Source organism: Candidatus Paceibacterota bacterium (genome assembly GCA_035452965.1).
In the GTDB taxonomy this organism is placed as follows: domain Bacteria; phylum Verrucomicrobiota; class Verrucomicrobiia; order Limisphaerales; family UBA8199; genus UBA8199.
The window spans coordinates 12,259-37,969 of the sequence record DAOTCE010000004.1; the positions used below are offsets into that span (position 1 = coordinate 12,259).

The 25,711-nt window shown below is 63.2% G+C and carries 18 protein-coding genes; 17 read left to right on the forward strand and 1 reads right to left on the reverse strand.

The features are described 5' to 3' along the window. The first annotated feature begins 5 nt into the window (after positions 1-5). From leuD to P5205_05210, 15 genes are all read left to right on the forward strand, one after another. Positions 6-506, forward strand: coding sequence for a 3-isopropylmalate dehydratase small subunit (gene leuD, locus P5205_05140; protein ID HSA09739.1), 501 nt, complete (start codon positions 6-8; stop codon positions 504-506). A 206-nt stretch (positions 507-712) separates the two neighbouring features. Beyond that, entirely contained in the window at positions 713-1,456 is a 744-nt protein-coding gene (locus tag P5205_05145) for a sigma-70 family RNA polymerase sigma factor (protein ID HSA09740.1), read from the forward strand. Positions 1,457-1,737: 281 nt separating this feature from the next. Further along, positions 1,738-4,122, forward strand: a complete 2,385-nt coding sequence (locus P5205_05150) for a bifunctional serine/threonine-protein kinase/formylglycine-generating enzyme family protein (protein HSA09741.1) — start codon at positions 1,738-1,740, stop codon at positions 4,120-4,122. Positions 4,123-4,127: 5 nt separating this feature from the next. After that, positions 4,128-5,048 (forward strand): hypothetical protein, encoded by a 921-nt coding sequence (locus tag P5205_05155; protein ID HSA09742.1) that lies wholly within the window; start codon positions 4,128-4,130, stop codon positions 5,046-5,048. 82 nt (positions 5,049-5,130) lie between these two features. Further along, a complete protein-coding gene (locus P5205_05160) occupies positions 5,131-7,713 on the forward strand; it encodes a hypothetical protein (GenBank protein ID HSA09743.1) in 2,583 nt (860 codons plus the stop codon). A gap of 679 nt (positions 7,714-8,392) precedes the next feature. Beyond that, on the forward strand, positions 8,393-8,842 hold the full coding sequence (locus tag P5205_05165; protein HSA09744.1) for a hypothetical protein: 450 nt from the start codon (positions 8,393-8,395) through the stop codon (positions 8,840-8,842). A 60-nt stretch (positions 8,843-8,902) separates the two neighbouring features. Continuing rightward, positions 8,903-10,225, forward strand: a complete 1,323-nt coding sequence (locus P5205_05170; protein HSA09745.1) for a glycosyl hydrolase family 28-related protein — start codon at positions 8,903-8,905, stop codon at positions 10,223-10,225. A gap of 254 nt (positions 10,226-10,479) precedes the next feature. After that, positions 10,480-11,487: an aldo/keto reductase gene (locus P5205_05175; protein HSA09746.1), complete on the forward strand. Its 1,008-nt coding sequence runs from the start codon at positions 10,480-10,482 to the stop codon at positions 11,485-11,487. Positions 11,488-11,529: 42 nt separating this feature from the next. Then, a complete protein-coding gene (locus P5205_05180; protein ID HSA09747.1) occupies positions 11,530-14,391 on the forward strand; it encodes a hypothetical protein in 2,862 nt (953 codons plus the stop codon). 97 nt (positions 14,392-14,488) lie between these two features. Beyond that, the gene (locus P5205_05185; GenBank protein ID HSA09748.1) at positions 14,489-14,695 is read left to right on the forward strand and encodes a DUF4177 domain-containing protein; all 207 of its coding nucleotides are present in this window, start codon (positions 14,489-14,491) and stop codon (positions 14,693-14,695) included. A gap of 231 nt (positions 14,696-14,926) precedes the next feature. Continuing rightward, positions 14,927-15,643 carry a DUF1326 domain-containing protein gene (locus P5205_05190; GenBank protein ID HSA09749.1) on the forward strand — a complete coding sequence of 239 codons (717 nt, stop codon included), beginning with the start codon at positions 14,927-14,929 and terminating at the stop codon, positions 15,641-15,643. Between the two features lie 55 nt (positions 15,644-15,698). After that, positions 15,699-16,358: a (2Fe-2S)-binding protein gene (locus P5205_05195; protein ID HSA09750.1), complete on the forward strand. Its 660-nt coding sequence runs from the start codon at positions 15,699-15,701 to the stop codon at positions 16,356-16,358. Continuing rightward, positions 16,342-18,423: a xanthine dehydrogenase family protein molybdopterin-binding subunit gene (locus P5205_05200; GenBank protein ID HSA09751.1), complete on the forward strand. Its 2,082-nt coding sequence runs from the start codon at positions 16,342-16,344 to the stop codon at positions 18,421-18,423. Before P5205_05195 ends, P5205_05200 begins: the two co-directional genes overlap by 17 nt. Beyond that, complete coding sequence (locus tag P5205_05205; protein HSA09752.1) at positions 18,420-19,388, forward strand: FAD binding domain-containing protein; 969 nt, start codon at positions 18,420-18,422, stop codon at positions 19,386-19,388. The genes P5205_05200 and P5205_05205 overlap by 4 nt, the downstream gene beginning before the upstream one ends. Next, positions 19,385-19,591 carry a hypothetical protein gene (locus tag P5205_05210; GenBank protein HSA09753.1) on the forward strand — a complete coding sequence of 69 codons (207 nt, stop codon included), beginning with the start codon at positions 19,385-19,387 and terminating at the stop codon, positions 19,589-19,591. Before P5205_05205 ends, P5205_05210 begins: the two co-directional genes overlap by 4 nt. A 9-nt stretch (positions 19,592-19,600) precedes the next feature. Here P5205_05210 and P5205_05215 read toward each other — a convergent pair whose 3' ends face one another. Further along, positions 19,601-20,515: a sugar phosphate isomerase/epimerase family protein gene (locus tag P5205_05215; protein HSA09754.1), complete on the reverse strand. Its 915-nt coding sequence runs from the start codon at positions 20,513-20,515 to the stop codon at positions 19,601-19,603. Between the two features lie 374 nt (positions 20,516-20,889). Between P5205_05215 and P5205_05220 the strand changes: the two genes are divergently transcribed. Both P5205_05220 and P5205_05225 read left to right on the forward strand, forming a co-directional pair. Continuing rightward, positions 20,890-23,460, forward strand: coding sequence for a hypothetical protein (locus tag P5205_05220; GenBank protein ID HSA09755.1), 2,571 nt, complete (start codon positions 20,890-20,892; stop codon positions 23,458-23,460). Between the two features lie 772 nt (positions 23,461-24,232). Then, positions 24,233-25,693, forward strand: coding sequence for an FGGY family carbohydrate kinase (locus P5205_05225; GenBank protein HSA09756.1), 1,461 nt, complete (start codon positions 24,233-24,235; stop codon positions 25,691-25,693). Positions 25,694-25,711: the final 18 nt, after the last annotated feature.

Genomic DNA, 25,711 nt, shown 5'->3' on the forward strand with positions numbered 1-25,711 from the left:
CACCTATGCCAACCGTTGTCTTCAAAGTCGGCGATGATGTTTCTACCGACGTTATCTACCCGGGCCGCTACATGGCCACCGTCCTGCCCACCGAAACGCCGCAATTCGCGTTCGCGGACGAAGCGGGTTTCAACGCGAAGCTCAAAGCCAGGCAAATACCGCCGGGCAGCGTCATCGTCGGCGGGAAGAACTTCGGCTGCGGCTCCTCGCGTGAGCAGGCCGTGTCATGCCTCAAAGGGCATGAGCTGATCATCGTGGCGAAGGGCTTCGCGCGCATCTTCCTGCAGAACGCCATCAACCTGGGCTTGCGCATGGTCGTCTGCCCCGACGTCGAAGCCGCCGAAGGAGAGGAACTGGAGCTGACGCCCGAGGCAGTCGTGAAACTGGCCAGCGGCAAGCGGTTCGCAATCGAGCCGATGCCCAGGTCCCGCCAAGTCATCATTGACGCGGGCGGCCTGATTCCCTACACGCGCCAGCGGCTGCAGCAGCGGCAGGCCGCGTGTTAGAACACCCTAGCCCGTCCTCCAGTCTGATCTCGTTCACGAACAGCCAGCCGGCTAATCCCGGCGCCCAGCGAGCGGGCTGCCACCAGTGGTCCCCTCCCGCCGGCCATGCAAGAGCATCAGGCCGCGGCCCTGGTTCGCCATGCTCAAACGCTGCCGCCGCGGTTTCTGGCATTGCCGATTGCGCACGTGTGTTTAGCTTCTGACAAATGTCCTTTTCAGAAGCCACAGAAGGTCTTCACCCCGACAAGCGCCAGCTTTTCCCCAACACCCTGTGGAGCGTCGTGCTCCAGGCGAAAGGGAAGATGCAGCCGGGACTTGCCAAGTTGTGCGCGATGTATCGCGAGCCGCTGCTCACGCACTTGCGCAGCCTCGGCTACGGCCACCACGATGCTTCGGACTACGTGCAAGGCTTCTTCGCCGATCTGTTGCGGCGGGATTTCCTGAACAATGTGGAGCGGGAAAAGGGAAAGTTCCGCTCGTTTCTGTTATGTTCCCTCAAGAATTACCTCCACGACCAATGGGACCGGCAGCAAGCGCTGAAGCGAGGCGGTGGGGTGTGCGTGAAGTCGCTGGACGAGGAGGACGAAGATGGGCAGCCGGTGGTCGAACCCCCGGACCATCACACGGGTCCAGACATTGAATTCGATCGCGCGTGGGCGAACGCGGTTGTCGCGCGCGCTTTGAGTCGGACCGAGCAGGAGTGCCGCGAATCAGGCAAAGGGGAACTTTTCGCGGCGCTGCAACCGATGCTCAACGCGGAGCCGGATGGCGCCACGTATGCGGAGATTGGGCAGCGGTTTGGCATGAGCGAAGGGGCCGTCAAAGTCGCCGCGCACCGGCTACGCTCGCGGCTGGGAGCGCTGATCCGGGATGAGGTTAGAGAGACGGTGTCGAACGAGCGGGAGTTGGAGGAAGAGTTGCGGTATCTCATTGAACTGTTCGCCCAGTGAGGGGCGAGGCACTTCGCGCAATCCGGTTCACGCCGCCATGGTTGTGCGAGAGCGGATGCGCTTGCTTTGTCGTGGCATCCTTGGTTGACTAGTGGTGTTCGGCAATGGTGCCTGATTCTCAGAAGCTGCGGGCCTGTCCTCGATGTGGAGCGTCAATCCCTTTGGACGCCCCGGGAAGAGTTTGTGTTCGTTGTGCACTCGAATTCGCCTTGCCGGATTTGGCGGATGACGCGGACGCACAAGCCCCGCCCCCCGAAAACGAACCAGCGTCAGAAAAGAAGTTGCCCGATGTAGGAGATTATGAGCTGCTGGAGCTGATCGGGCGTGGCGGGATGGGGGTGGTTTACAGGGCGCGGCAGCGGAGTCTCCACCGCATCGTGGCGCTCAAGACATTATCGGGGGGAGTTCACGCCAGCGAGGACTTCAAACGCCGGTTCTGGCGGGAAGCGCGTATGGCGGCGAAGCTGCAACACCCGAACATCGTGCCGGTGTTCGAGATCGGAGAGGATGACGGCCAGCCGTTCTTCTCGATGGAATACGTTTCCGGCACAGACCTGAAGCAGATGACGCGCGAGGCGCCCCTGCCGCCGGAACAGGCAGCGCGCTACGTTGAAGCAGCAGCCCGGGCCGTGCATCACGCGCACGAGCAGGGGGTGCTGCACCGGGACCTGAAGCCGTCGAACATCCTGATCGGGGCGGACGATCGACCGCGCATCACCGACTTCGGACTGGCCCGCCCGCTTATGGCAGCATCCAGCCTTACCATGAGCGGAGCGGTGCTGGGCACGCCGGGATATCTTCCGCCGGAGCAACTGTCGGCGGGCCGCGGCACGGCGGGGCCCAGCAGCGATGTTTACGGACTGGGGGCGGTTTTGTACCATCTGCTGACAGGCCGGCCACCGTTCATGGGGAGCACCTTGGCCGACACACTGAAGCAGTCGCTGGAGTGCCAACCGGTGCCGCCGCGGAAACTGAACCTGGCGGTGCCGCCGGACCTGGAGTTCATATGCCTGAAGTGCCTCAAGAAGAACCAGAAGGAACGGTATCAGTCGGCGCTGGCGCTGGCCGAGGATCTGGAGCGCTATCTCAACGGGCAGGCGACCCTGGGCCGATGGCAGGGCCTGGCCGGATCGGAACAAGATTGGCCGGAGGAGCCGCCGAGGAAGGAATCGAATGCGGGCGCGTGGATCATGCTCCTGCTGTTGGCGGCGCTCGCGACCTGCGCCGCGGCATGGTGGAAGGACTGGGGACAACTCCGCACTCGTGTTCTTGGGTCGCCAGGAGTGAAGCAGATCGAATTGAGCACCAGCCAGGCCGGAGGAAACGGGGAAGTGCCGGAGGTAGAACAAACCCGACTGCCGGCCCCCGACGCAGCCACGATTTCGCTCCCGAACCACGCACGAACGCAGCCCGCGCCGCAAGGGACTCTCACTGTGCGCTTCCTGCCGGACTCTCTCTATGAAAATGAATGGGCTCGCTGCGAAATCACAGGCCAGGGACCGAGCACGAACCTTGACCGCATTCTGATAGGCAGGACATTCGAGGTGCAGCTCCCAGCGGGTGCTTACCGGGTCAATCTGGCTCACGTCGACAAGGACAACCGGGTATGGCGTTTGGAATCGCCGGTGCAGATCGAGAGTAATCGTTCCGAAAGCGTCAGCTTTCGATTCGCTTATGCGGCGCTGACGGTGGAGAGTGATCCGGCGGGCGCGGATGTGACTTGGCCAAAGGAGTTCAGCATAGGCGACGAGACAAGTGGCACGGCGCCGTTCAGCAAGCGGTTCAGGTCCGGCGCGATTCCCTTCACGGCGCGCTTGCACGGCTACGCGGACTGCCGCATCACGAATTACTTCTATCCGGTGGTAGACGACCCGGCGAAGAACCGTTTTGCAATCCCACTCCAGGCTAGATCAGTGCCGCTGGGCGGGCGCTCATTCACCAATTCGCTGGGGATGATCTTCCGATGGGTGGTACCACTGCAGATGTGGGCATGCGAGTGGGAGACGCGCGTGGGAGATTTTCGCGCCTTTGCCAGTGACGGCGCAGCGCGGGGCAATCCGTCGCCCGCCATGCAGTCGGTTACCAGCAACGGGTGGAGGGCGAGCGGCTTTTCCTGGGACAATCCGGCGCCGGGCTTCTGCCGGGGGGACAACTGTCCGGTGGTGGGGGTGAATTGGCAGGACGCGGCTAATTTCTGCGAATGGCTGACGCATCGGGAGCGGCGGCTGGGGAGGTTGCTGGCCAAACAGGTCTATCGCCTGCCGACCGTCAAGGAATGGCGCGCGTTGGCTGGCGGCAGCGCGTTTCCCCAAGGTGCGGAGCCGACGGGGAATTATTCCGGCGTGGAGGTGTTGGGATCGGACTGGCCGCAGTGCTGGCCGGTGCTTACAAACCACGACGACGGGTTTGCCCGCACCGCGCCGGTTGACGCGCCGAACTTTGCCAACAGCCTGGGCTATTACCATGTGGGGGGCAACGCAGCCGAGTGGTGCGCCGACGGCGCGCTTTGCGGGGGCTCCTGGTTTGACGGCGAGATCGATGATTTGTCCCACCTCCGGACCGAGTCAGCCGTTGAAACCCCGGAGAACAGAGATGAGTGCCAGGATCGTAACGGCTTTCGAGTCTTCCTCGAGGACCCGTGGCTGTTGCAGGACACGCCCAAGTAGCCGCCATGAACCGGAAGCATTCCTTCATCTTCTCGCTATTGCTTGGCTCAACCTTTGCCTGCCTGAGCCAATCAGACATTGCCCTGGCGCCGTGTTTCGGCGATGGCATGGTCTTGCAGCGGAGCGCGAACACCCTGCTGCAGGGGCGTGGGCCGGTGGGCAAGTTGTTGTTCATCCAGTTCAGGGTGCAAGGGACCAGTCGGTTGGTCCGGCAGTGGAAAGTTCAGGTTGATCGTTCCGGCAATTGGCGAACAAACATTAATTTGACGACACCCGAGTTCCAGACCAAGGGACCGGTTTGGACCGTAGCGATCGAGGAGACGAAGAAGCACCGTCGGGAGTACCAGGACGTGCTCATTGGCGACGTTATCCTCGTAGCGGGGTGGGAAAACCAAGGCTGTCTTGGGCAACAGGGCATGGACACCTCGACGGACAGGCAGAACATTCGATTCCTGGACCTCGCCACGACAGGCCGGACGGGCGGGGTGCCGACATGGAAGACGTGGATTCGGGATTCGGCGGCGCTTGAAGCATATTCTTCGCTGACGCTCAGGCTCGCGCATATGCTTGCCCTGGGGCGGCTTCCGGATGTCTCTGCCCAGCAACGCATCGGAATTGTGCTTGTCAGCAGAGAGTTACTGGAAGCGGGACTGCGCACGGGAATCCCGCTCCAGGCAAACGCCCTGAGGGCCGATAGCGATGTTTGGCGGTGGATCGTCAACATTGACCGGGCGAGAACCGATCGTGCCAGCCAGTTGGTGTTGAACAAGCGCCGCGGCAAGGTGGCCAACATTCCGCCGGTATTGGAGTACGATCCCGCCCAGTGGTGTTCGACCGAGGCGTTTGCGCCGGAGAAAGCGCCGTTGAGCTGGTTCAGTTTCGCGCGGGCGGTCTGGTCGGTGCCGCAAGATTCGGCTGCGCGCTAGCCGGACCGGGCGCCGCCCGGCAATAAAAACGCGCGCTGAGTGTAACCTCTCTCCCCCTTTCCCGTTGCACTCATCAAATACTATGAAAACTAGAATACTTGCCTCACTCGTTCTGACTGCACTGGTTCCCCCGTGCGCGGCGGATTTCTCTGTTACCCTGGAACCGGTCGCCACGCTGGCCGCCCCGCCCTACAGCGTGCACGACCTGGCGGTGGTCAACGACCGCGCCTACATGGCGGTGAAGAACGCGGGCGTGGTTATCATGGATGTCAGCAACCCGCAATCGCCGCGTCTGCTGACAGTGGCGAACCCGGGGGATTCAGTCGTGAGCTATGTGACCGCGGTTGGCAGCGTTGTCTATGCAGGGGGCGGCGGGTTTGGCCTCGACGTGTATGACGCAGCAAACGCGCCCAGCACGACCTGGATCACCAACATCGCGCACGGTGCGAACAGCCTTTTCGCCGCGAACGGTTACCTGTATGTGAGCGGGGCCAGCAGCGCCTTGATGATTCTCGATGTGAGCAACCCGGCGGCGCCGAATCTCGTGAACAGCTGCTTCGACCTGGACAGCCAGCTGCTGCCCGAGCTGTATGTTCAGGGCGACTACGTGTACGCGACCGCTGGCAATGTGGGACTTCATATCGTCAACGTGGCAAACCCCGCCAGTCCGATCACGGTCAATACCACGGACACCGGCTGCAGCGCTCAGGTGATCTTCGTGCGCGGGCGCTATGCGTATATCGGTGGAACGTCACCCTATTCGTTTTTCGCCGTGGATGTGGCGGACCCGGCCGCGCCCGTGGTCTTCCCTGGTGCTTTCGGCCTCCTCGGCAGGCCGGAGTCAGTTCAGGTAACCAACGGCATCGCATTCGTCGGAGGGCACAATTGGGGCAACAGTCAAGGCGGAATCGAAGTCCTGGACGTGGGCAATCCCGGGCAAATCACGAAGGTGGGTGAAGCCAGGGTGGACAACTACCTGAGCGATATGAAGGTGGTGGGAGAGTATGTCTACGTATCCCAAGCCGGGGACGGCCTGAAGGTCTTCCGTATCAATTACTCCGGGCTGGTGGCGCCGCAGTTCACGCGGCAGCCGGGCAGTGCGACTGTCACCGCCGGGCAGGCTGCAAGCTTCAGCACGATCGCCACCGGGGCGCCGACCGCGATGCTGCAGTGGCAGCGCTCGACCGACGGCGGCGCAAGCTGGCGAGATCTGGTCGAGGGGGCGGGCTTCACGGGGACGGACAGAACGAACCTCACGATCCATCCTACGGCCATTGGGATGAACGGGCACCGTTTTCGCGTGGTGGCTTACAGCGTGGCAGGCACCAACTGCAGCGCCGCGGCGGTGTTGACTGTCAACGGCGCGCCGCTTGTGACAGCGCAACCGCAAAGCCTCCGGGTGGGGTACGGGCAGACTGCCGCCTTCAGCGTGGTGAACCTTGGCGCGTCTCCCTTTGCCTACCAATGGTTCTTGAATGGCGCGCCGCTGGCGGGACAGACGGATGCGGCGCTGGTGTTGCGGCCTGTGACCGCTGCCAATGAAGGGCGGTATTGTGTCCGCATCAGCAACGACTACGGCTGGACGGTCAGCGCGGAGGTCTCGCTGACTGTGAACAACATCGTGGCGTGGGGCAGCAATGGTTCGGGCCAAACAAACGTCCCGGCGGAGCTTTCCGGCGCGGTGGCAATCGCCGCTGGCGGCAATCATAGCCTGGCGCTAAGAGCAGATGGAACAATGGCCGCATGGGGGGCGGGCGGCGCCGGACAGACCAATGTCCCCAGCGGTTTGGTGAACGTTGTCGGGATGACAGCCGGGCAGGAGTCGAGCACGGCGTTGCGGGCTGACGGTTCGGTTATTGCCTGGGGGACTGACAAGAATACGCAGGCGGTGGTGCCGACGGGGTTGAGCGATCTTGTGGCCGTCTCCGCTGGCGTGGACTGGACGATGGGGCTTCGCTCCGATGGCACCGTGACCGCCTGGGGGCCAAACGCGTACGGCGCCACCAACGTGCCCTCGGGACTCTCGAACGTGGTGGGAATTGCCGCCGGCTATACTTTTGGAATGGCGTTGCGTTCGAATGGCACCATCGCCGCGTGGGGCAACAACAGTTTTGGCGAAGCGACTGTTCCGGCTGGGTTGACCAACGTCGTTTCGATTGCCGCCGGCTGGATGCACGCCCTGGCGTTGCGGGCGGATGGCACCGTCAAGGCCTGGGGATGGAATGAACACCGGCAACGCAACGTCCCTGCCGGCCTGACCAATGTGGTGGCGATTGCCTGCGGGGCGGCTCACAGCGTTGCGCTTCGTGCTGACGGCACGGTCGCAGCGTGGGGTTACAACTCGCTCGGCCAGGCGACGATTCCAACCGGCTTGAGCAACGTGGTGATGATTTGCTGCGGGGATTATCACACAATAGCGATCCAAGGCGATCCCTCCAGGGTGGTGAGCCGCCTCCAGATTGAGCGCCAGCCAAAGGGAGTGCAGTTGTCGTTCCCAACCGTCGAAGGCCAGCGCCACGTGCTGGAATACTCGGATTCGGCCATCGGCAGCGGGTGGAAGTCGCTTGCGGTCGTCCCCGGCTATGGGCTCGGCGTGAGGCGAACCGTTGTGGACACGGCCATGAGTTCGAGCCGCCTGTATCGAACGAGGACGCTTGGCCGATAGAACGACCATGCGGCAACCGCGCCGGCTTCTGCGTAACTCGCGGAGGCCGGTGCTCCTTGTTTAGGCAGTATGTCTAAGCGGCGTCAGGTGCCGGTCAGGGCGCCGATAATGAGGAACGGGTCGGAGAGAGGAGCATTCGGCGATTGTTGAGAGAGGTCTTCCTAACAGGCGGACAAGCGGAGGAAGGGACGACGGCAGCGGGTGACGGCTTCGCGGGTGGCACCACACACCGCCGACCCAGTCGCGTTGAGGTCGCCGAGCAGGGAACGAATGGGGCGTGGCCTTTTCACCAGCGCAGCGCCGATTACGGGCGGGCGCGCAAACAGCAAATTCAGCTGCATTTGCCGTGAATCCTCGCTTCTGGTCGGTCTTCCGCTGGTGTTGTACCGGCGGGAATGTGGCGGGGACCCGGTGTGGTTCCCATGGGGGTCGGGCCCCATGGGAACCACACCGGGAAAACGCCGGGGTGACACCGTTGTAACACCGTGGCCGGACCGGCCCGTCTTCGGGCCGGCGGGGCAGGAGTAAGAGAGCGCGTTCCAAGGCCTTGCGCGGGCGCAGTCGCCCGGTATCATGGTTCCACGATGGATTGCCAAGCTTTGTATCGGAGTGAAGCCGTTGCGGTGGAGCAGTCCCGCCCCGGGCGTTGTGGTTCACTCCCTCTCACTTGCCCCCTGACATGAACACAGCAGCAGCTAAGAGGGCCAGACGGAGAAGACGGGCGCTGGCGCCGGGCATCGTGCCCGGTGGCTGGTGCAGCCGCTGTGCGTTGTGCGGTCCGGCGGGGGAATGCCTGGACGCGACGGGCCAGAAGAGCGGCCGCTGCGGGGATTGGGTGTGGTACGTGTTGAACGGCTACCAGTGGCGGCGACTCTGGGTCAAAGGGTTTGATCCCAAGACCGCCAGGCAAATGGCCTGGCGGGCGCGCCTGGCGGCCGCCTCGAAGGCCTACAACGAGCTGCTGACCGACGCAGAGCAGGATGCCTGTGTTGCCGCGGGCGCCAAACGGCGGACCCGGCCGCGGCTGGGTCAGTCAGGCCTGCAGACCGGGCAGCAATACTGGGTAGGCAAGGAACTTAAGGCGAAGCCGCCAGCGCTCGCCCGGCAAGCTCGGAAGCGCAAATTGTAACTGTCCCGGCAGGGACGTCTCGCCGGGGCGTCCGCCTGCCTGGCTAACCACTCAAGAACTATGCACTTCCAATCCTCCCGCCTCTCGCGACGCGGTTTCGTGGAACATTCCGCGCTGGCAGCCGGCTTCCTCGGCGCCGCCAGCCTGGTGCCCGCGAGCAGTCACGCCGCCGCCTCGGCGGTGGCCGCGGGCGCGCGCGTGAACGCCCGTCAGCATGGGGCAAAGGGCGACGGCGTGGCCGACGACTCGAAAGCGCTGCAAGCAGCCTTGAATGCATCGCAGAAGGACGGCCCGATCTGCTATGTGCCGCCCGGTCTCTACCGCTTGGAGGCGCCGCTGACCGTCCCGCCCGGCGTGACTTTGTTTGGCGCGTCGGGCGGCGTGCCCCACAGCGAACACCCCATCGGCACGGTTCTGCTGGCCGTTGCCGGGCGCGGCCAAGCCGACGGCGAGCCGCTAATTACGCTTAAGCCCAACGGCGTCGTGCGGAACCTCGTCATCCATTATCCCGAACAATCCCTCGCTGAGGTGGCGCCCTACCCGTGGTCAATCCGGGCCGATGGCGAGCTCTGCCAGATTCTGGACGTCACCCTCACCAATCCCTACCAGGCGATTGATGTCGGCAGCCGCTGGAACGAGCTGCACCTGGTCCGAAACGTGTTCGCCTGCCCGCTCAAGATCGGGGTCTATATTGATCAATGCACCGATATCGGGCGCATCGAAAATGTCCACTTCAACCCCAATTTCTGGACCCGCATGGCCCTGAACCCCAGGTTCGCCGGCGGCGACATCCAGGCGTACTTGGAGAAGAACCTTGTGGGCTTCAAGATCGGCAAGACCGACTGGGAGTTCATCAGCAACAGCTTCGTTATATTCCCCAGGATCGGCTTCCACTTTGACGACTTTGGCCACGGGCCCGGCAACGTCGTTGTTACTCAATCCGGCAGCGACATCTGCCCCGTTGCCGTGCGCGTGGATCGTTCGCAGCCGCACGCCGGTGTTCAATTCGCCAACGCGCAGTTCATGTCCACCATCGAAGTAGGTCCGCACAACCAGGGCCCGGTCAAACTCGCTAACTGCGGCTTCTGGGGCACGGCCGCAACCCGGGAGCATGTCCGCCTTGCGGGCGACAGTTCGCTGGTGCTCACCGCCTGCCACTTCAACGGCTGGGACCAGCCGGGCAAGGGCGACCCCTGCATCCGGGCCAGTGGCGGGCGGTTGGTTGTCAACGGTTGTGAGTTCGTGGATCAGGGCAAGCGCGCCGTGGTGCTGGAGAAGGGCCTGAAAGCGGCGACTATCTTCGGCTGCACCTTGCGCGGGCCGCAAGCAATCACGGACCAGTCCGGCGCCGACGTGCAAATCGGCCTGAACACCAGCCACTAACCTGAAACCGCGGGAGAGGGGTGTCCGTCAAATCGGCGCAGCCCCGGGACTGTCCACCGGCACCTCCGCTAAGGTCTCAGGAGTTCCCTCCCCTGCTACCGCAAACACTTGCCAAGGTTCGCGGGGGTCTGGTTCAATTGCCGCCAGGATCGTGCGATGGTCGGACACGGCAAACACGCGGACTGTAACCTCTGCGCGTCTGAGACGCGGGAGGCTCGGCAGTTTGAGCAAGGGCCTGTTTCTGTAAGTATGTTATGAAAAAGAAATCTCTGGGCAGTTCTGGTTTGACCGCTTCCATTGTAGGCCTTGGGGCCTGGGTGCTGGGCGGCGGGCAAACATGGGGAAAGGACACCGATGATGCGGAGTCGGTGCGCACCATCCAGGCGGCGCTGGACCTGGGCATCAATCTCATTGATACGGCTCCCGGCTATGGGTGGGGCCGCAGCGAGCGGGTCGTGGGGCGAGCGCTGAAAGGCCGGCGGGATAAGGCGATTGTCGCCACGAAATGCGGCATGTGGTGGGAAGACACACGCGGCAGCTTCTTTGCCGAGATGGACGGCCGGAAAGTCAACCGGAGCCTGCGGCCCGATACCATCCGCATCGAAATCGAGAACAGCCTGCGGCGACTGGACACCGACTGCATTGACCTTTACCAGACGCATTGGCCAAGCGTGCCCCCTGACTTCACCCCCATCGCCGACACGATGGCCGTGCTGCTGAAGCTCAAGGAACAAGGCAAGATCCGCGCCATTGGGGTTTCCAACGTTTCATTGGACGAACTGCGGGAGAACGTGCGGTGCGGCGCCATCGCGAGCGACCAGTTCCGCTACTCGATGCTGCACCGCGAAGCCGAGCGGGACATTCTGCCGTATTGCGCGCAAAACCACATCGGCACGCTGACCTACATGTCCCTCGAACAGGGTCTGCTCACCGGCAAGATCGGCATGGATCGCCAGTTTGCCCCCGGGGAATTCCGCAGCAACACCGCCTGGAATGATTGGCTCATCCCGGCCAACCGCCAACGCGTAATTGCTTTGCTGGCCTCCTGGGAGGACCTGACCACCAAGTACCGTTGCACCCTCTCCCAACTCGTCATCGCATGGACGGCCGCGCAACCGGGGGTCACCCACGTGCTGGCCGGGGCTCGCAATCCTGCGCAACTGGAAGAAAACGCCAAAGCGGGCGAGTTGGACCTCGAGCCGGCCGACCTCCTTCGTATTCGCAACGACGTGATGGCACTCGGTGAGCCGGTCAAGGCCTAGGGGTCCCGGAAGGTTCAGCTCCGCCTGGGCAGTTTCTCAACCATGACCACCAAGCGTCTCAAGACCACGCTGGTCTGGGTCCTGGCACTGCAGCTGGTTACAGCCGTTGGGGCAAACGAATCGCGCAATGATGCGACGAACGCGCCAGCAGCGAAGGCTGGCCGCGTTTCCCTGGCAATCAACGGAAAGACCATCCTGCCGGCACCGGGTTCGGTCGCGGGGGTTTGGTTCTATACGGACCGCGAGAATGGCACCCAAGTGCTCCTCACCGGCCACGCCTCCGTGCCCGACTCCTGGCGGCTGACGGCGGCGCTGGACACAGGCGACGAGGTGCGGTTGTCCCTGATCAGCAATGGAGTAGAGCGAATCACCTTTCGAGCTGAGCCGTTATCTGCCGAAGTCTTGCATTGCGGGGCAAAGACCAACGCGCTGGTCATCAAAGCTGTCTCTGGCCCAGGGGCGGTGCGCCTCTCACAGTTCGCGTTTCAGGACGGCCCGGCAAGCTTCGCCCCTGAACGCCGACCTTTCTCGCGTGACCCGATCATGTCCTCCCCGGACCCGCACCCGGCCATCGCTGAAGCCCTGGTGGAGTGGGACTGGCGGATGCAGGACGGGATTCAAACCCCCCGCGAGCCGAGAAGTTACCGGCAGGCAATTGAGAAAGTGGTGCGTCAGACCGACGCCCTCATCGCTGAGCGGTCAGCGAACAGGACTCTCAGCCCGGCTATGGAGTCCGCGTGGAAGGCCTTGCGCTCGGCCGCGCTGCCGCCGGCTGACGATACCTCCGCCGGGGAGACTCGCTGGCTCGAAGTCCATCGCCTGCGCCGACAACTCATTCTGGCCAACCCCCTTTTCCAATTCTCGTCGCTCCTGTTTGTGAAACATGTTCCGTCCATCATGAGTCATCAGCTTACCCAGTTTTATGGGTACTGCGCCCGTCCGGGCGGGGGCTTGTTCGTTCTGAAGGACCCCGGGGCCGGCATGCGCACGCGCAACCTCACACCTGCCGCCCTCCCGCCGGGCAATTTCATGACCCCGGAGCTTGCCTGCGATGCGGGAAAAGTTCTCTTCGCGTATTGTCCGGTGAAGGAAGCGCCCGCTGCCTGGGAATTCAATGACCAAACCAGGCATTTGCGGTATCACATCCACGAGCTTTCGCTGAACTCCGGAGAGGTCCGGGTGTTGACCCGGGGTGACACTGACAATTTCTCACCCGTGATCTTGCCCGCCGGTGATGTGCTTTTTCTCTCGACCCGGCGCGGCGGCTACCACCGGTGCGGACGAGGGCCATGCTTTGTTTACACCCTCGCGCGCATGGGCGCGGACGGCCAGAACGCGCGGAGCATTTCCTTTCACGAGACGCAGGAATGGGACCCATCGCTGCTGAACGACGGCCGGGTCGTTTACACGCGTTGGGATTACGTGGACCGCAACGCGGTGCATTACCAGCAGCTCTGGTCGGCGCTTCCCGACGGCACCAACGTCCGCATTTACTACGGAAACAACACCTGGAACCCCACTGGGATCTGGGAGGCGCGCGCCATCCCGGGCAGCTCGCGGATCATGGCAACGGCGGCCCCGCACCATGGCATGAGCGCTGGTTCCATCATCCTGCTGGACACGACGCGGGGTGTTGACGGCAAGGAACCGCTCACTCGCCTGACCCCGAATGTGCGGTTTCCCGAATCCGAATTTCCGTTGGCGGCCGGGCTCGGCGCAACCGCCTGCGACTTTGACACCCCGATCAAGGGGCACTGGACAACCGCGTTGTTGGAACCCTGGAGAGAGCAAAGCGTCCCGGAAGAGGAAAGACGCTGGCCAGGTCATTGCTACAAATCACCCTGGCCGCTCTCCGAGAAGTTCTTCGTGGTATCCTACAGCTTCGACCAACTGGTGGGCGAGCTGGGGGCGAATATTCCGAACATGTTCGGCCTGTACTTTGCCGATGCGTTCGGCAATAAGGAGCTGGTCTATCGCGATCCCGCGATATCCAGTCTTTGGGCCCGCCCGCTATCCACGCGCACTCCGCCACCCGAAGTGCCGGCTATCAACCCGCAGCTTTCAACGCTCAACCATCTGGCCGCGGGGAGTGGGACGTTCTTCCTGAGCGACGTCAAGCAGAGCTGGCCCCGTCTGCCTGACGACTTGCCCGTCACGCATCTGCGCATCATCCAGGTGTTGCTGAAGACCACCCCCAACGCCGACTCGCCGAGAGTCGGCGCCGCGTTTGCCGCGCCGGGCAAGCAAGTGCTGGGGACGGTGCCGGTGGAGGCCGACGGATCGGCGTTGTTTGAGGTGCCAGCCCGGACTCCCGTAATGTTCCAGGCGCTCAATGCCCAGGGCCGCGCAGTGCAGACGATGCGCAGCCTAGTCTATTTGCAGCCCGGCGAGTATCAGAGCTGCATCGGGTGCCACGAACATCGAACGAAATCCGCCTCCGCTGCCGCGCCCGCGCAGGCCCTTGGGCGCACTCCCTCCAGGATCAAACCCGGGCCGGACGGTTCGCGCCCCTTCAGCTATCCGCGCCTGGTTCAGCCGGTCGTGGATCGGCATTGCGTCCGGTGTCATGATGGCAAAGAGTCCGGGCGACCGGTCTTGACGAGCGAACCGGAAGGGGATTTCACAAAATCCTATAATGCCCTGGTCACCCGCGTTTCTTACACGGCCTGGAACCGCCCCGAACAGAACTTCGAGCCAATGACAGCGCCATTACGATTCGGCGCCCTGGCCAGTCCCCTGACGAAAATGCTCGATCAGGGCCACGGAGATGTGACGCTGCCCCCGGAGGACCGGGAGCGGCTGGACACGTGGATGGATGCGAACGCGCTGTTCTACGGAACGTTTGACGTAAAAGAGCAGAAGAAACAGCTGCTTGGGGAGACGATCGCGGGCCCGAGTGAATAGCGCTTTTCTTGTCCACCGCCCGGCCACTGCGGAAAAGCAGAGCACACTCTCCACCCGGCCTGGCTGAACTGAAATACCAACCAACGCAGCATTACTCATGCAGACAAAATGGGAATACACGGTTCTGAAGTTGGCGACCGACTTCGGATTCTTCACCGGCACCAACTTTGATGCTGGCCAGCTTAGCCAGCATTTGAACGAACACGGCGAGGCCGGATGGGAGCTTGTTTCGGTGTTTAATATCGAGAAGGTTAAAGGCGGCTCAAAATTCGTGCTGGCCGTTATGAAGAGGCCCAAGGCCTAAGGATCAGCCCTCCCTTCTCCGTTTGGCTGTCTCGTCTCCCGTGCTGGCGGACGTTCGTGCCGCCGACGCTTGATCCTTGGGCCGCCACTCCTGGGTACCGCCCGTTGTCACGGCGGTCGCCGACAAATTTGCACTTAGGGTATTCAGGTGCAATGGTTGAGAAGGTCCCTGCACGCGCACCTCCACACCGCCGGGACCAATTAGACTCGATTGAGAGTGCGGAGACAAGACATGAGAAGAGTTAGCTGCTATTTGATCGGGGTGAGCTGGCTGGCTGCCCAACACCTTGGGGCGGGAATTATTCCCCGCGGCACTCTGCTGGAGTTGCACTCGTGCGAGCTTTACGCCGGGGGCTGCGTGGTTTCCAGCGAGGCCACCCAGAGGGGGCGTTACATGCTGCGGGCATGGAGTTTCATGGACGGGCGATTTGGCAATGAGAGCCTGGCCGGGCTTCAGCTCGCAGTTCTCGAAACTTCCCCGGACAATCTGGCGGCGGAGGACGCGACGGGGGACCAGGCCGTGGTTTATCTGCCGAAGGCGGCGACGCCGGCCCAGCGCAAGGCGCTGATGGCCTGGCTGCGGGCCAATGCATCGGGGCTGGAGCGCGCCGCGCTGAAGAGCCGCATCGCGCCTTTGGCGCTGCGTCAAACGGAGAGTGGTTACGCCTTTTCGGCGGGCAGCTTTGTCTCGGTGGAGACGGCTCCGCTCGAGTCCTGCGAGGCTGGTTCGTGCGGCGAAGGGCTTTGGTACAAGCCGCGCACGACCACCAGCAGCTTTGCGGTGGCGGTCAATCGAACGTCCCGGGTACAGGAGCCACTGCTGAGACTCAAATGGTTCGACGCCGGCAAGCGAAGCGTGTTCCTGGCCAGGTTTGGCGAGCCCGGCCCAAACAAGGATGTGCAAGTTTCCTGTGCCGATTTATGCGGCGCCGGGACCGACCAGTTCTGAAAGGGCACACTCGGGGAGGACAAGGAGATTAGCATGGCAACAACGGGGATTGACTATGAATGATTCCAAAACAAGGGAGGGCCTGACGGTCTCGCGCCGTTCGTTCCTCAAGACATTCGGCACCAGCGCGGCAGTGGCGGCCACGGCGCAACTCGAATCGGTGGCCCAGGAACTGTCCAAGGCCGACACTGAGAAGCTGCACGGGCCGGGGCCCGTGCCGATTACGCTCAATGTCAACGGCAAGCCCCTGAAGCTGGAGGTGGAACCGCGCGTCACGCTGCTGGACGCGCTGCGCAACCATGCGAGTCTGACCGGCGCCAAGGAAGTCTGCGACCGCGCTACCTGCGGCGCCTGCACAGTGCTGCTGGACGGCACCCCGATCTACGCCTGCTCGAAACTGGCCATTGAAGCGCAAGGCCATGCCATCACCACCGTCGAGGGACTGGCGGAGGGGGGCAAGCTCACCCCGGTGCAGCAGGCCTTTGTGGCCGAAGACGCGCTCATGTGCGGCTACTGCACCCCGGGCTTCGTTATGAGCGTCACAGCCCTGCTCAGGCAAAATCCGCGCCCGACGGCTGAGCAGGTCAAGACTGCCTGCGCCGGAAACCTATGCCGCTGCGGCACCTATCCGCACGTGATGAAGGCGGCGCTTAAGGCCGCCGGCGTGTCCACCACTACCAGAACGGAGGTCATTTCCTATGGCAAGCTGGCCTGAAAAGCGAACCCGCATTGGCTCGCGCGCTCCCCGCGTGGACGGACCGGTCAAAGTCACCGGCGCGGCCAAGTACACTTCAGATGTTCAGCCCGGAGGCTGGCTTTACGGCATGATACTCCGCTCCAAATGGCCGAAGGCGAAGATCGCCGGCATAAGCCTGGAGAAGGCGCTCCAGGTGCCCGGCATCAAGGCAGCGCTGCTGTCCCGCGAAGGCGAACGCACGGTCCGTTACTATGGTGAAGAGCTCGCGGCCGTGGCCGGCACGAGCAAACAGGCATGCCTCGACGCGTTAAGGGCCATCGAAGTTCGCGCCACGCCGCTGCCGTTCGTGGTGCGTGAGGAAGACGCCCGGCAGGAATCCGCGCCGCGAGTCTGGGAGGAGAACCCAAATCTCTCTCCTCCCAGGGTGAACGAGAAGGGGGAGGTGGACAAGGCGTTCGCTGAATGCGCGGCTGTCGTTGAGGGCTTCTACAACACCGCAGTGCAGGTGCATCACCCGCTCGAACCCCACGGCCACACAATTTCCTGGACCGACGCCGGCGTGACCGCCTGGTCTTCAACGCAGGGGGTCTTCAGCGTCCGGGATGGGCTGGCCTCGAACCTGGGGGTGCCCCAGAACCAGGTGCGCGTGATCACCGAGCATATGGGCGGCGGCTTCGGCGCCAAGTTCGGGCCTGGCATCGAGGGCGGGCTGGCGGCGCGCCTGTCGAAGGCCGCGGGGGCGCCGGTCAAGATCATGCTGACGCGGTTCGATCAGGCGCTGGCGGCCGGCAACCGGCCCTCCAGCTTCCAGAAGATCAAGCTCGGCGCATCGGCTGACGGCAAATTGCAGGCCTTCGAGTTCGAGAACTATGGCACTGCCGGCATCGGCAGCGGCGGCTCGACCGCGGGCGGCGGCAGCGGCGTTGAACTGCACGCGCCTTACATCTACCGCGTGCCCAACATCCGCGTGAAGCAGGCTGCGGTGGCGGTTAATGCCGGGTCGGCGCGCGCTTTCCGCGCCCCGGCCAGCCCGCCTTCGTCTTACGGCATAGAGGGCATTCTCGACGAGCTGGCCCTGAAGCTGAACCTGGACCCGGTCGAGCTGCGCATCAAGAATGACCCGTCCGAAGTCCGCCAGAAGCAATACCGGCTGGGCGCCGAACGCTTTGGCTGGAGCCAGAAATACCGCAAGCCGGGCACGTCGCCCGGCGTCGTCAAGACCGGCGTGGGTTGTGGCGGGGCCACGTGGGGGGGCGGCGGAAACCAGCGCTCGCGGGCTGAGGCGCAAATTAATCCGGATGGCAGCGTCGAAGTTCGCTGCGGCACCCAGGACCTGGGGACCGGCACGCGCACGCTGGTCGCCCTGGTGGCAGCCGAGACGTTCGGGCTGGCCCCTGACCAGATCCAGGTGCAGATCGGCGACACGCGCTTCCCGTACGGCAACGACAGTGGCGGCAGCACTACCGCGGCTTCTGTCTGTCCCGCGGTCTATGACGCGTGCACCAGGGCGTTGTCGGCGCTGCAATGGCAAGCCAGCGTGGCGGACGCGCGCGGTCCCAACTGGCGGGATGCCTGCAAGCGGCTTGGACTGCAGCCGCTGGTGAGGCCCGGCCAATGGCAGAGAGGCCTGTCCTCCAGCGGCGTCGGCGGCGTGCAGTTCGCCGAGGTCGAGGTGGACACCGAAACCGGGTTCGTTAGGGTGAAGAAGGTCACTTGCGTTCAGGACTGCGGCCTGATCGTGAGCAAGCTGACTTGCGAGAGCCAGGTCAATGGGGGCATCATCATGGGCATCGGCTACGCCCTCTACGAGGAGCGCGTCATGGACCGGCAGACGGGCGTTGTGCTGAACCCGAACTTCGAGACCTACAAACTCCCGGCGCTGGCGGACATTCCGGAGATTGACATTGTGCTCATGGACATGCCGGAGCGCGGGGTGATCGGCATTGGCGAGCCGGTGACCATCCCGACGGCGGCGGCCATTGCCAACGCAGTGGCCAACGCGCTGGGCGTGCGCGTCCGCAGCCTGCCCATCACGCCCGCCAGAGTTCTGGCGGCCCTGGGCAAGACGGGAGGCGCAGCGTGAAACCATTTGCCTACGCTACTGCCCTCACGCCGGCCAGCGCCCGTGAACTGGTTGCGGACGGCGGCCGCTACATCGGCGGCGGGATAGATTTGCTCGGCGAGCTGAAGGACTATATCTCCGAGCCGAAGGTGCTGGTGAACGTCAAGGCGCTGCCGGGCCTCAGCCGGATCGAGCCGGGCGAAAAGACCTGGACGATCGGCGCCAACGTGACCGTTGCCGAGCTGGAGGATCACGACGGGCTCAAGCAGACCTTCCGCGGCCTGCACCAGGCTGCCGCCGAGGTTGGCTCGCGGCAGATTCGCAACGTCGCGACGGTCGGCGGGAACCTGGCGCAGCATTCGCGCTGCTGGTATTACCGCCACCGGGATGTGCACTGCCTCAAGAAAGGCGGGGACACGTGCTACGCCAGGAACGGCGAGAACAAATACCACAGTCTCTTCACCGGCAACCCCTGCATCAGCCCGGTGGTTTCCAATCTCGCGGTGGCGCTCGCCGTCCTGGACGCCACGGTGATCGTGCAGCGCGGGGACAAGGCCCAACGCATGACCGTCGCGGAGTTCTATGCCCGGGCCTGGGACAACCCCACCGCTCATAACTCCCTGGACCGGGCGGACCTGATCCTGCAAGTCGAGGTGCCGGTCCAGCAACGCCGCAGTTGCTACTTGCAGGTAAGTGAGAAGGCCCAGTTCGATTGGGCGCTGGTCAGTTGCGCCGCGGCGGGCCGGGTCGAGGGGGACAAGATCAGCCAGGCGCGCGTTGTGCTGGGAGCGATCTCGAATGTCCCTCACCAGGTGCCGGCCGCCCACAAGCTGCTGGAAGGAAAGGTCCTGGATGAACCGCTCGCGGACAAGGCAGCGGAGGTCATCCTCGAACAGGCGAAGGCTCGTTCCGAGAACGGCTACAAGATCCCTTTGGCCCGCGCCTTGATTCGGCGGGCGCTGATGCAACTCAAGACGTTGCCATGACCACAGGTCCCATCTGCAAGAAACTTCGCGCCAAGAGCATGTTTTTGCCTGCCCTGGCGGACGAAGCCCCCGGCCAGCCTGACCCGAAATCGCTGCGGACCAGCCACTGCTGGTGCAATTGCACCTTGACTGAGACCGGCCCGGATGACCGCCCGGTCGGCCCCGACGTCTGCAATCCCTCGCGGCCCTGTTTCGAAGAGTAACCGGCCCTCTCAGGCCTGCTGACCGGTCAGTTTCTCCAGGAATAGGCGGGCCTTTCTGGCTTCGGCGATCACGCTCTCCAGGGTGCCGCGCGCGAGGCACTCGACAATTAAAGGCCCGTGCGTGAAACCGCCCCGCTTCAGCCGCTCAAAGACCTTCGGGAAGTTCACCTTGCCCTGCCCGATGTTCACCAGCACCTCCTTGGGCGGGAGGAAGTCCTTGACACTCATGCCGACCACCAGGCCGTCCACCGTGGCGGCATCCTCCACGGGATCGAGCTTGCCGTCCGAGTAGTAGAAGATATTGCCCGGGTCATACCAGAGCCTGAAGTTCTTCCTGGCCACGAGCTCGATGGCCTTGCGGCATTGAGGGCCGGTGGCGTTCTGTCCGCCGTGCGGCTTGATGCTGAGGCCAACGCCCTTCGCGGCGGCGTAGTCACAGCACTCCGCGATGGTCTGGTAGTAGATCTGGTAGAGCTTCACATCGCTCGTCCCGGCCAGCATCAGGTGCGGGCACTCGCAGAATGCAGCGTGATCAATGAGCTTCTTCAAGCCGCGGATGCCCGCGTCGAGGGAATCGGTAGCCGGGGCCTCGCCATAGACTGACAGCACGTTGAGTCCGCGCTTCCGGGCTGCCTGGTGCATGGCTTGCACTTCCTCAGCCGGAGTGGTGGTCTTGATCATCACCCACTGCTTAATCTTCGTGGTCATCAGGCCGACGTGCTTGAAACCCGCTTCGGCTATGGCATCGAGCGCCACCGGGTATTCAAATTGATCGAACGCCCGGGTGTAACAGCCTATTTGCCAGGCCGTTTGGGGTTGAGCGCCGAGGAGAGATTCAACCGACGCGGCCGCCAGGCCGGCTACCCCCAATTTGGCAGTCCCGGCCAGAAACGTCCGTCGGCTGATATGACTGCTTGTGTTCATAATGTCAACGTGCCGAAAACTCGGTGCATTCGACGGTTAAACCTGCCCACTGGCAAGCACAGATATGTTCCGCGTGGGCATCTTGGATACGCGACAGGCGCCTTCCGGACGAACCGGGCTGAACACCGCGTAGCGGCGGCTGACTGGTCCCGAACGGCCTTGCTCCATTCCAGTCGCCTGACAATCAAGCGTTGCTGGCGCAACTTGACCGGCCGTTCCGCTCCGCCACCTCGTCACATGAAGCCGCACTGCTCCCATCGAGTAATCGCTGCTTGATGTCCGGTTAACAGCAGCGGTTAAGCATGTTTTCGCTTCTCATGGCAATTGGTTCAGGTAGAACAGCCGGGGCACCGGAAGATCGGATAGAGAACACTATGAGTAAATCGCTTAGTTCTGCGCTCGCGTTTGCGGGAGGCCTATGGCTTATCAACGTTTGCGGAGGGGCACCAACTCAGGTCGAGAGGCAGTTCGCCAACCCGCCGCGTCTTGACAAGGCCGTTCTGGCGGGGCCGAAGGTGATTGCCATTAGACGGGACGCCTCGGAGTTGGAGTCGCTGGCCGCGAATGAAGTCAGGCGCTATGCCTATCTGCGCACCGGGAAGTTGCTGCCGGTGCAGAGAGGGGTGAGCACCGGTGACCGTATTGTGGTGTCACGACGCGAGGCGAAGTTCTGTGGTGAACTCGGGAATGGGCTGGGGCCGCAGCAGTTCTCGCTGAGGTGCGAAATGGCGGGCGGCAGCAGGGTCTGGTGGATTGTGGGCGGCGATGAGGCTGGCGCATTGTATGGCGCGTACCGGTTTGCCGAGAAGCTGGGCATCCGGTTCGCGCTGGATGAAGACGTTGTGCCGGATGAGCTATTGACGGGCGCCTGGCCTGAGCCGAACGAGACCGGCAAGCCCCGGTTCGCGTTGCGGGGGCTCCAGCCGTTTCATGATTTCTCGGTTGGGCCGGACTGGTGGAATCTGCAGGACTACCAGAGCGTCTTGTCGCAAATGGCGAAGCTAAGGCTGAATTTCATTGGCCTGCATACCTACCCGAGTTGGAACCCGGCTGCCGGGCCGGAGGCCAACGTCTGGATCGGGCTGCCCGAAGATGTGGACGCGCAGGGCAACGTCCGGTTTGGGTATGAAGCGGGCGTGGTCACCACACGAAGGGGATGGGCGGTGAGTCCATTTCCAACCAGCCGCTACGCCTCCGGCGCCGGCCTGTTGTTTGAAGGCGACGACTATGGCCCGGACTTCATGCTCGACTGCCTGGAGTGGCCCAGGACCGGCGAGGCCGCTGTGGCGATGTTCAACCGCTACGGAGATTTTCAGCAAAAAGCCTTCCATCATGCGCGGCGTCTTGCCATCAAGACTTGCGTCGGCACGGAGCTTCCTCTGGGCATCCCGAAAGCGCTGGCGGCACGGCTGGAGGGCAGGGGCCTGAAACCAGATGATCCGGCCGTCATTCGCCGCCTCTACGAGGGCACCTTTCTTCGGCTCATGCGCAAATCGCCGGTGGATTATTACTGGCTCTGGGCGGCGGAGATTTGGCTGGGGCAGGACCCCGGCTCCAGCGGTTGGGAGATTACCTCCGGGGCCAATGTCGAGCGCGAGCTGGGCCTGGTTGAGGCAGCGGCCAAGGAGGTTCAGGCGCCGTTTGGCTTCGCCACCTGCGGCTGGCGCCTGGGCACTCGCGATGACGCGCTCTGGATGGACAAACGTGCCCCGAAGAGTTGGGCGGCCTCGTCCATCAACACCAGCCTGGGACGCGACCCGGTGGAGCAGGCGTATGGCGCCATGCCGAACCGTCCCAAGTGGGTCATCGGCTGGGCCGAGGACGATGACACAGCCGGGGCGCATTGCTGCACCTGCTGGGACCTGCAGCTCTGGGCGGAGCGGATGTTCGCCAACTCTTCCGATGCCTTCCGCTACGGATGTGAAGGCATGATGGCGATCCACTGGCGCACGGCGGCCATATCGCCGAACATCACGGCGCTGGCGCAAGCCGGCTGGGACTTTGACATTACGGGCGGGACCCATGCGAACGCCGCCGCTGCCGGAGACCGGACGTCTGGGATGCGTGCTTTTTGGATCGATTGGGGGCGGGGCATGTTTGGCGGCGATGCCGGCGCCGAGGCAGGCTTGGCTTTACAGAAGCTCGATGGCGGCCATCTGGGGATTAACGCGCTGATTCGGGGCGGCGCCAGCACCACAGATGCCCAAATCTCGGAGTTCTTCGGACCGCTGCGCGAGTTGGAGGCGCTGCGGCCCCGCATCAGCGGCGCCGGCTATCTTGAACGGTTTGACTATTGGCTCAATTTCATCCGGGCCTCCCAACTGCGGGTGCGAACCTGGGTTTTGGCCGATCGCCTGGCGGCGAAATTGAAGGAAGTCAATGCGATGCAGGAGGCTGGCAGGAAGTTGAGCTGCGTCCGAAGCGAAGTCCTTCCCCTTCGGTTGGACGTTGCGCGAAGTTATGAGGACATGATCGCCGCCTTCGTGAACTGCGCCAAGTCACCTGGCGAGATCGGGACCATTGCCAGCATTGAGAGCGGTTGTCGCGCGCGGGTTGTGTCCGCACATGACGGGGCCATTGCGCAACTTCTCGGGGAGGCCTTGCCGGCGGAAGCTGCCATCAGCACGGCCTATCGGGGCAGTCCGCGGATTTTCGTCTCCGCCAGGCGCACCCTGATGAATGCCAGAGAACCGCATGAAATCCGTGCCTTTGTCCTGTCGGGTGCGAAGTGCGCCGGGCTCAAGCTGCACTGGCGTTCCCTGGGCGAGGGCCGATTCAAGAAGCTGGCGGCCACCCATCGCGCCCGGCAGGCTTACCGCGTTGGGCTTCCTGCTCAAGCTCGGGGTGCGGTTGAGTATTACCTGGAAGCGGCGTTGGAGGATGGCCAGAAGGCCCTGTGGCCGGCCACGGCTCCTGCAATCAATCAAACAGCAATCGTATGGTGAGGCAACAGCCGACACTGCAAACCGAACGCCTAATCCTGCGGCCTCTGACGCCGCAGGACGCGCTCGCGCTGTCGCGCCTGGCCGAAAGGCAAGGTCCATTGACGCTCCGGGGCACTACTCTGCGGGGATGCCATTTCCCGCGTGGTTAAGCCAGGTCTTTTCGGAACTTACGGTCCCGTGGGTAGCCGCGTTGGTATGGTGGGTTCGCCAAAGCGCGGAAGTGGCCAATTCCAGCCAATTCTCCGTAAGTCTTTGTAACTGCGGCACTTGCCTGGATTTGGGTTCCCGGGCAGTGCTTTTGGGCGGCTTCTTGTCGGAAGTTCTTTGACGACAGTGGTTTACACCGAATCGTCTGGGGATGTCAAGGCTGTATCTACGGTGTGGATGTGGGGAGGATACGGTGGGGATACGGTGAGGGTCCCTTGTGCGGCGTAACTCCTGAGTCTGGCAGGGCGCGTTCGCCGAAAGCGCCACCGTTTGACCGCCTCGGCGAGGCGGCCCTACCCAACACCTGGTGGACCGGAATTGCACACTCTCCTGTTCCATTTTGGTACGCTTCACGCAGTGGGCGCACGGGCTTTCACCGACCGCATCACAGGCGCGGACTCGGAACCGGCTGAGCTTGGGCAAGGCAGGGCAGCCGGGAAAGGCTGTGGCGCCGACTCTCGAGAGTGAACGGCAACCGTTGCGCTTTCTGAGCTTAGCTGAGGGGAGCGTCAAATCTGAGTTTTCGCCTCAATGGGGCACGGCACTTGCAGCAAACCGGGGCCAAATGAGCAAGTATTATGTCGCCTGCGACCTAAGTCCGGACTGTGGTCGCGTGATGATGGGAACTCTCGACAAGGACGCGCTCGTGGTCAGCGAGGTGCGCCGCTTCCCTAATACCCCGGTCCGGGACAAAGACTCGCTCCAATGGGACATCCCCCGGCTGTATCAGGAGACGCTCGACGGCTTGCGGTCTGTTGGCGCCTATGAGGAGGCCGTGGACAGCATCAGTTGCGATTCCTGGGCTGGCGATTACCTGCTCTTCGAGGCCGACGGTTCGCTGATCACACCCGCGTATCATTACGGCGATCCCCGTACCCAGGAAGGGATACAGAAGGGCTTGTCGCTGGTTCCAAAGGAATCCCTGTATCAGGAGACTGGGGTCCAGCCGATGCTCGCGAATACCTTCTTCCAACTGGCGGCGGAGAAGCCGCGGCGTCTTGGCCGGGCGGGACACCTCCTGCCGATTGCCGACGCTTTCAATTATCTGCTCTCCGGCATTCCGCGCTTCGAAGTATCCCTGGCGGGCGCCACGCAGCTCTTTAATCCTGTGACCAATAGCTGGTCTCCCCGGCTGCTGAGCGCGGCGCAGTTGCCGTCCAAGTTATTTCCGCCGCTCGTTTCCGCGGGCAAAGAGCTGGGGCCGCTGCGGCCGGAGATTGTGAAGTCCACGGCCCTGGATGACGCTTTGGTTGTGACGACCTGCTCGCACGAGACGGCCGCGGCGCTGGCAGGCTTGCCCATAGTGCCTGGGGAGAGCTGGGCCTATCTGCGTGTGGGTTCCTGGGCCACAATGGGGACGGAGGTTGCCCGGCCAATCATCACTGAAAAGAGCAGCAGTCTGGGTTTCAGCAACGAGCCCGGCTACGGCGGATCGGTGCGTTTCTCCAAGCAGACGGTTGGGCTGAGGATTCTTGAGGAGTGCCGCCGGTTCTGGAAGGACCAGGACCGTGAAATTGATGACACGTTGCTCACACACCTGGCGGGTTCCGCGCCTCCCTTCGAATCGTTGATCAACCCGGAAGATCCCCGGTTTCTGTCGTCGGGCGATATGCCGCTCAAGATTCAGGCGTTCTGCCGGGAAACCAAGCAGCCCGTGCCCCGCAAGCCCGGCCCGATCATTCGCTGCATCCTGGAGAGCGTGGCCCTGTCGTATCGCAAGGCGCTGCAGGAAATGGAAGAGGTAACCGGGCGGCAGGTCGCGCGGATTTACCTTCTGAGCAGCTCCGCCAATCCCCTGCTGAACCATTTCATCGCCAATGCCGTGCGCCGTCCCCTGGTGATGGCACCCCCGGACACGGCGGCGGTCGGCAATATCATTGTGCAGGCATTGACCCTTGGTCATGTCGAGTCGCTTGAGCAGGCGCGCGAGATCGTGCGCAAATCCATCAAGACGGAAGTGTTGCTCCCCTACGCGAACACTTGGGATACCGCCTTCACCCGGCTTGTGAACCTCCGCGCGGCCTGAGCGGCTATCCGCAGACAC

Excerpts from the sequence above, each read along its gene's own strand:
- leuD (HSA09739.1), top strand. The coding sequence starts at position 6 with ATGCCAACCGTTGTCTTCAAAGTCGGCGATGATGTTTCTACCGACGTT.
- P5205_05145 (HSA09740.1), top strand. The coding sequence starts at position 713 with ATGTCCTTTTCAGAAGCCACAGAAGGTCTTCACCCCGACAAGCGCCAG.
- P5205_05155 (HSA09742.1), top strand. The coding sequence starts at position 4,128 with ATGAACCGGAAGCATTCCTTCATCTTCTCGCTATTGCTTGGCTCAACC.
- P5205_05160 (HSA09743.1), top strand. The coding sequence starts at position 5,131 with ATGAAAACTAGAATACTTGCCTCACTCGTTCTGACTGCACTGGTTCCC.
- P5205_05165 (HSA09744.1), top strand. The coding sequence starts at position 8,393 with ATGAACACAGCAGCAGCTAAGAGGGCCAGACGGAGAAGACGGGCGCTG.
- P5205_05170 (HSA09745.1), top strand. The coding sequence starts at position 8,903 with ATGCACTTCCAATCCTCCCGCCTCTCGCGACGCGGTTTCGTGGAACAT.
- P5205_05175 (HSA09746.1), top strand. The coding sequence starts at position 10,480 with ATGAAAAAGAAATCTCTGGGCAGTTCTGGTTTGACCGCTTCCATTGTA.
- P5205_05180 (HSA09747.1), top strand. The coding sequence starts at position 11,530 with ATGACCACCAAGCGTCTCAAGACCACGCTGGTCTGGGTCCTGGCACTG.
- P5205_05185 (HSA09748.1), top strand. The coding sequence starts at position 14,489 with ATGCAGACAAAATGGGAATACACGGTTCTGAAGTTGGCGACCGACTTC.
- P5205_05190 (HSA09749.1), top strand. The coding sequence starts at position 14,927 with ATGAGAAGAGTTAGCTGCTATTTGATCGGGGTGAGCTGGCTGGCTGCC.
- P5205_05195 (HSA09750.1), top strand. The coding sequence starts at position 15,699 with ATGAATGATTCCAAAACAAGGGAGGGCCTGACGGTCTCGCGCCGTTCG.
- P5205_05200 (HSA09751.1), top strand. The coding sequence starts at position 16,342 with ATGGCAAGCTGGCCTGAAAAGCGAACCCGCATTGGCTCGCGCGCTCCC.
- P5205_05210 (HSA09753.1), top strand. The coding sequence starts at position 19,385 with ATGACCACAGGTCCCATCTGCAAGAAACTTCGCGCCAAGAGCATGTTT.
- P5205_05215 (HSA09754.1), bottom strand. The coding sequence starts at position 20,515 with ATGAACACAAGCAGTCATATCAGCCGACGGACGTTTCTGGCCGGGACT.
- P5205_05220 (HSA09755.1), top strand. The coding sequence starts at position 20,890 with ATGAGTAAATCGCTTAGTTCTGCGCTCGCGTTTGCGGGAGGCCTATGG.
- P5205_05225 (HSA09756.1), top strand. The coding sequence starts at position 24,233 with ATGAGCAAGTATTATGTCGCCTGCGACCTAAGTCCGGACTGTGGTCGC.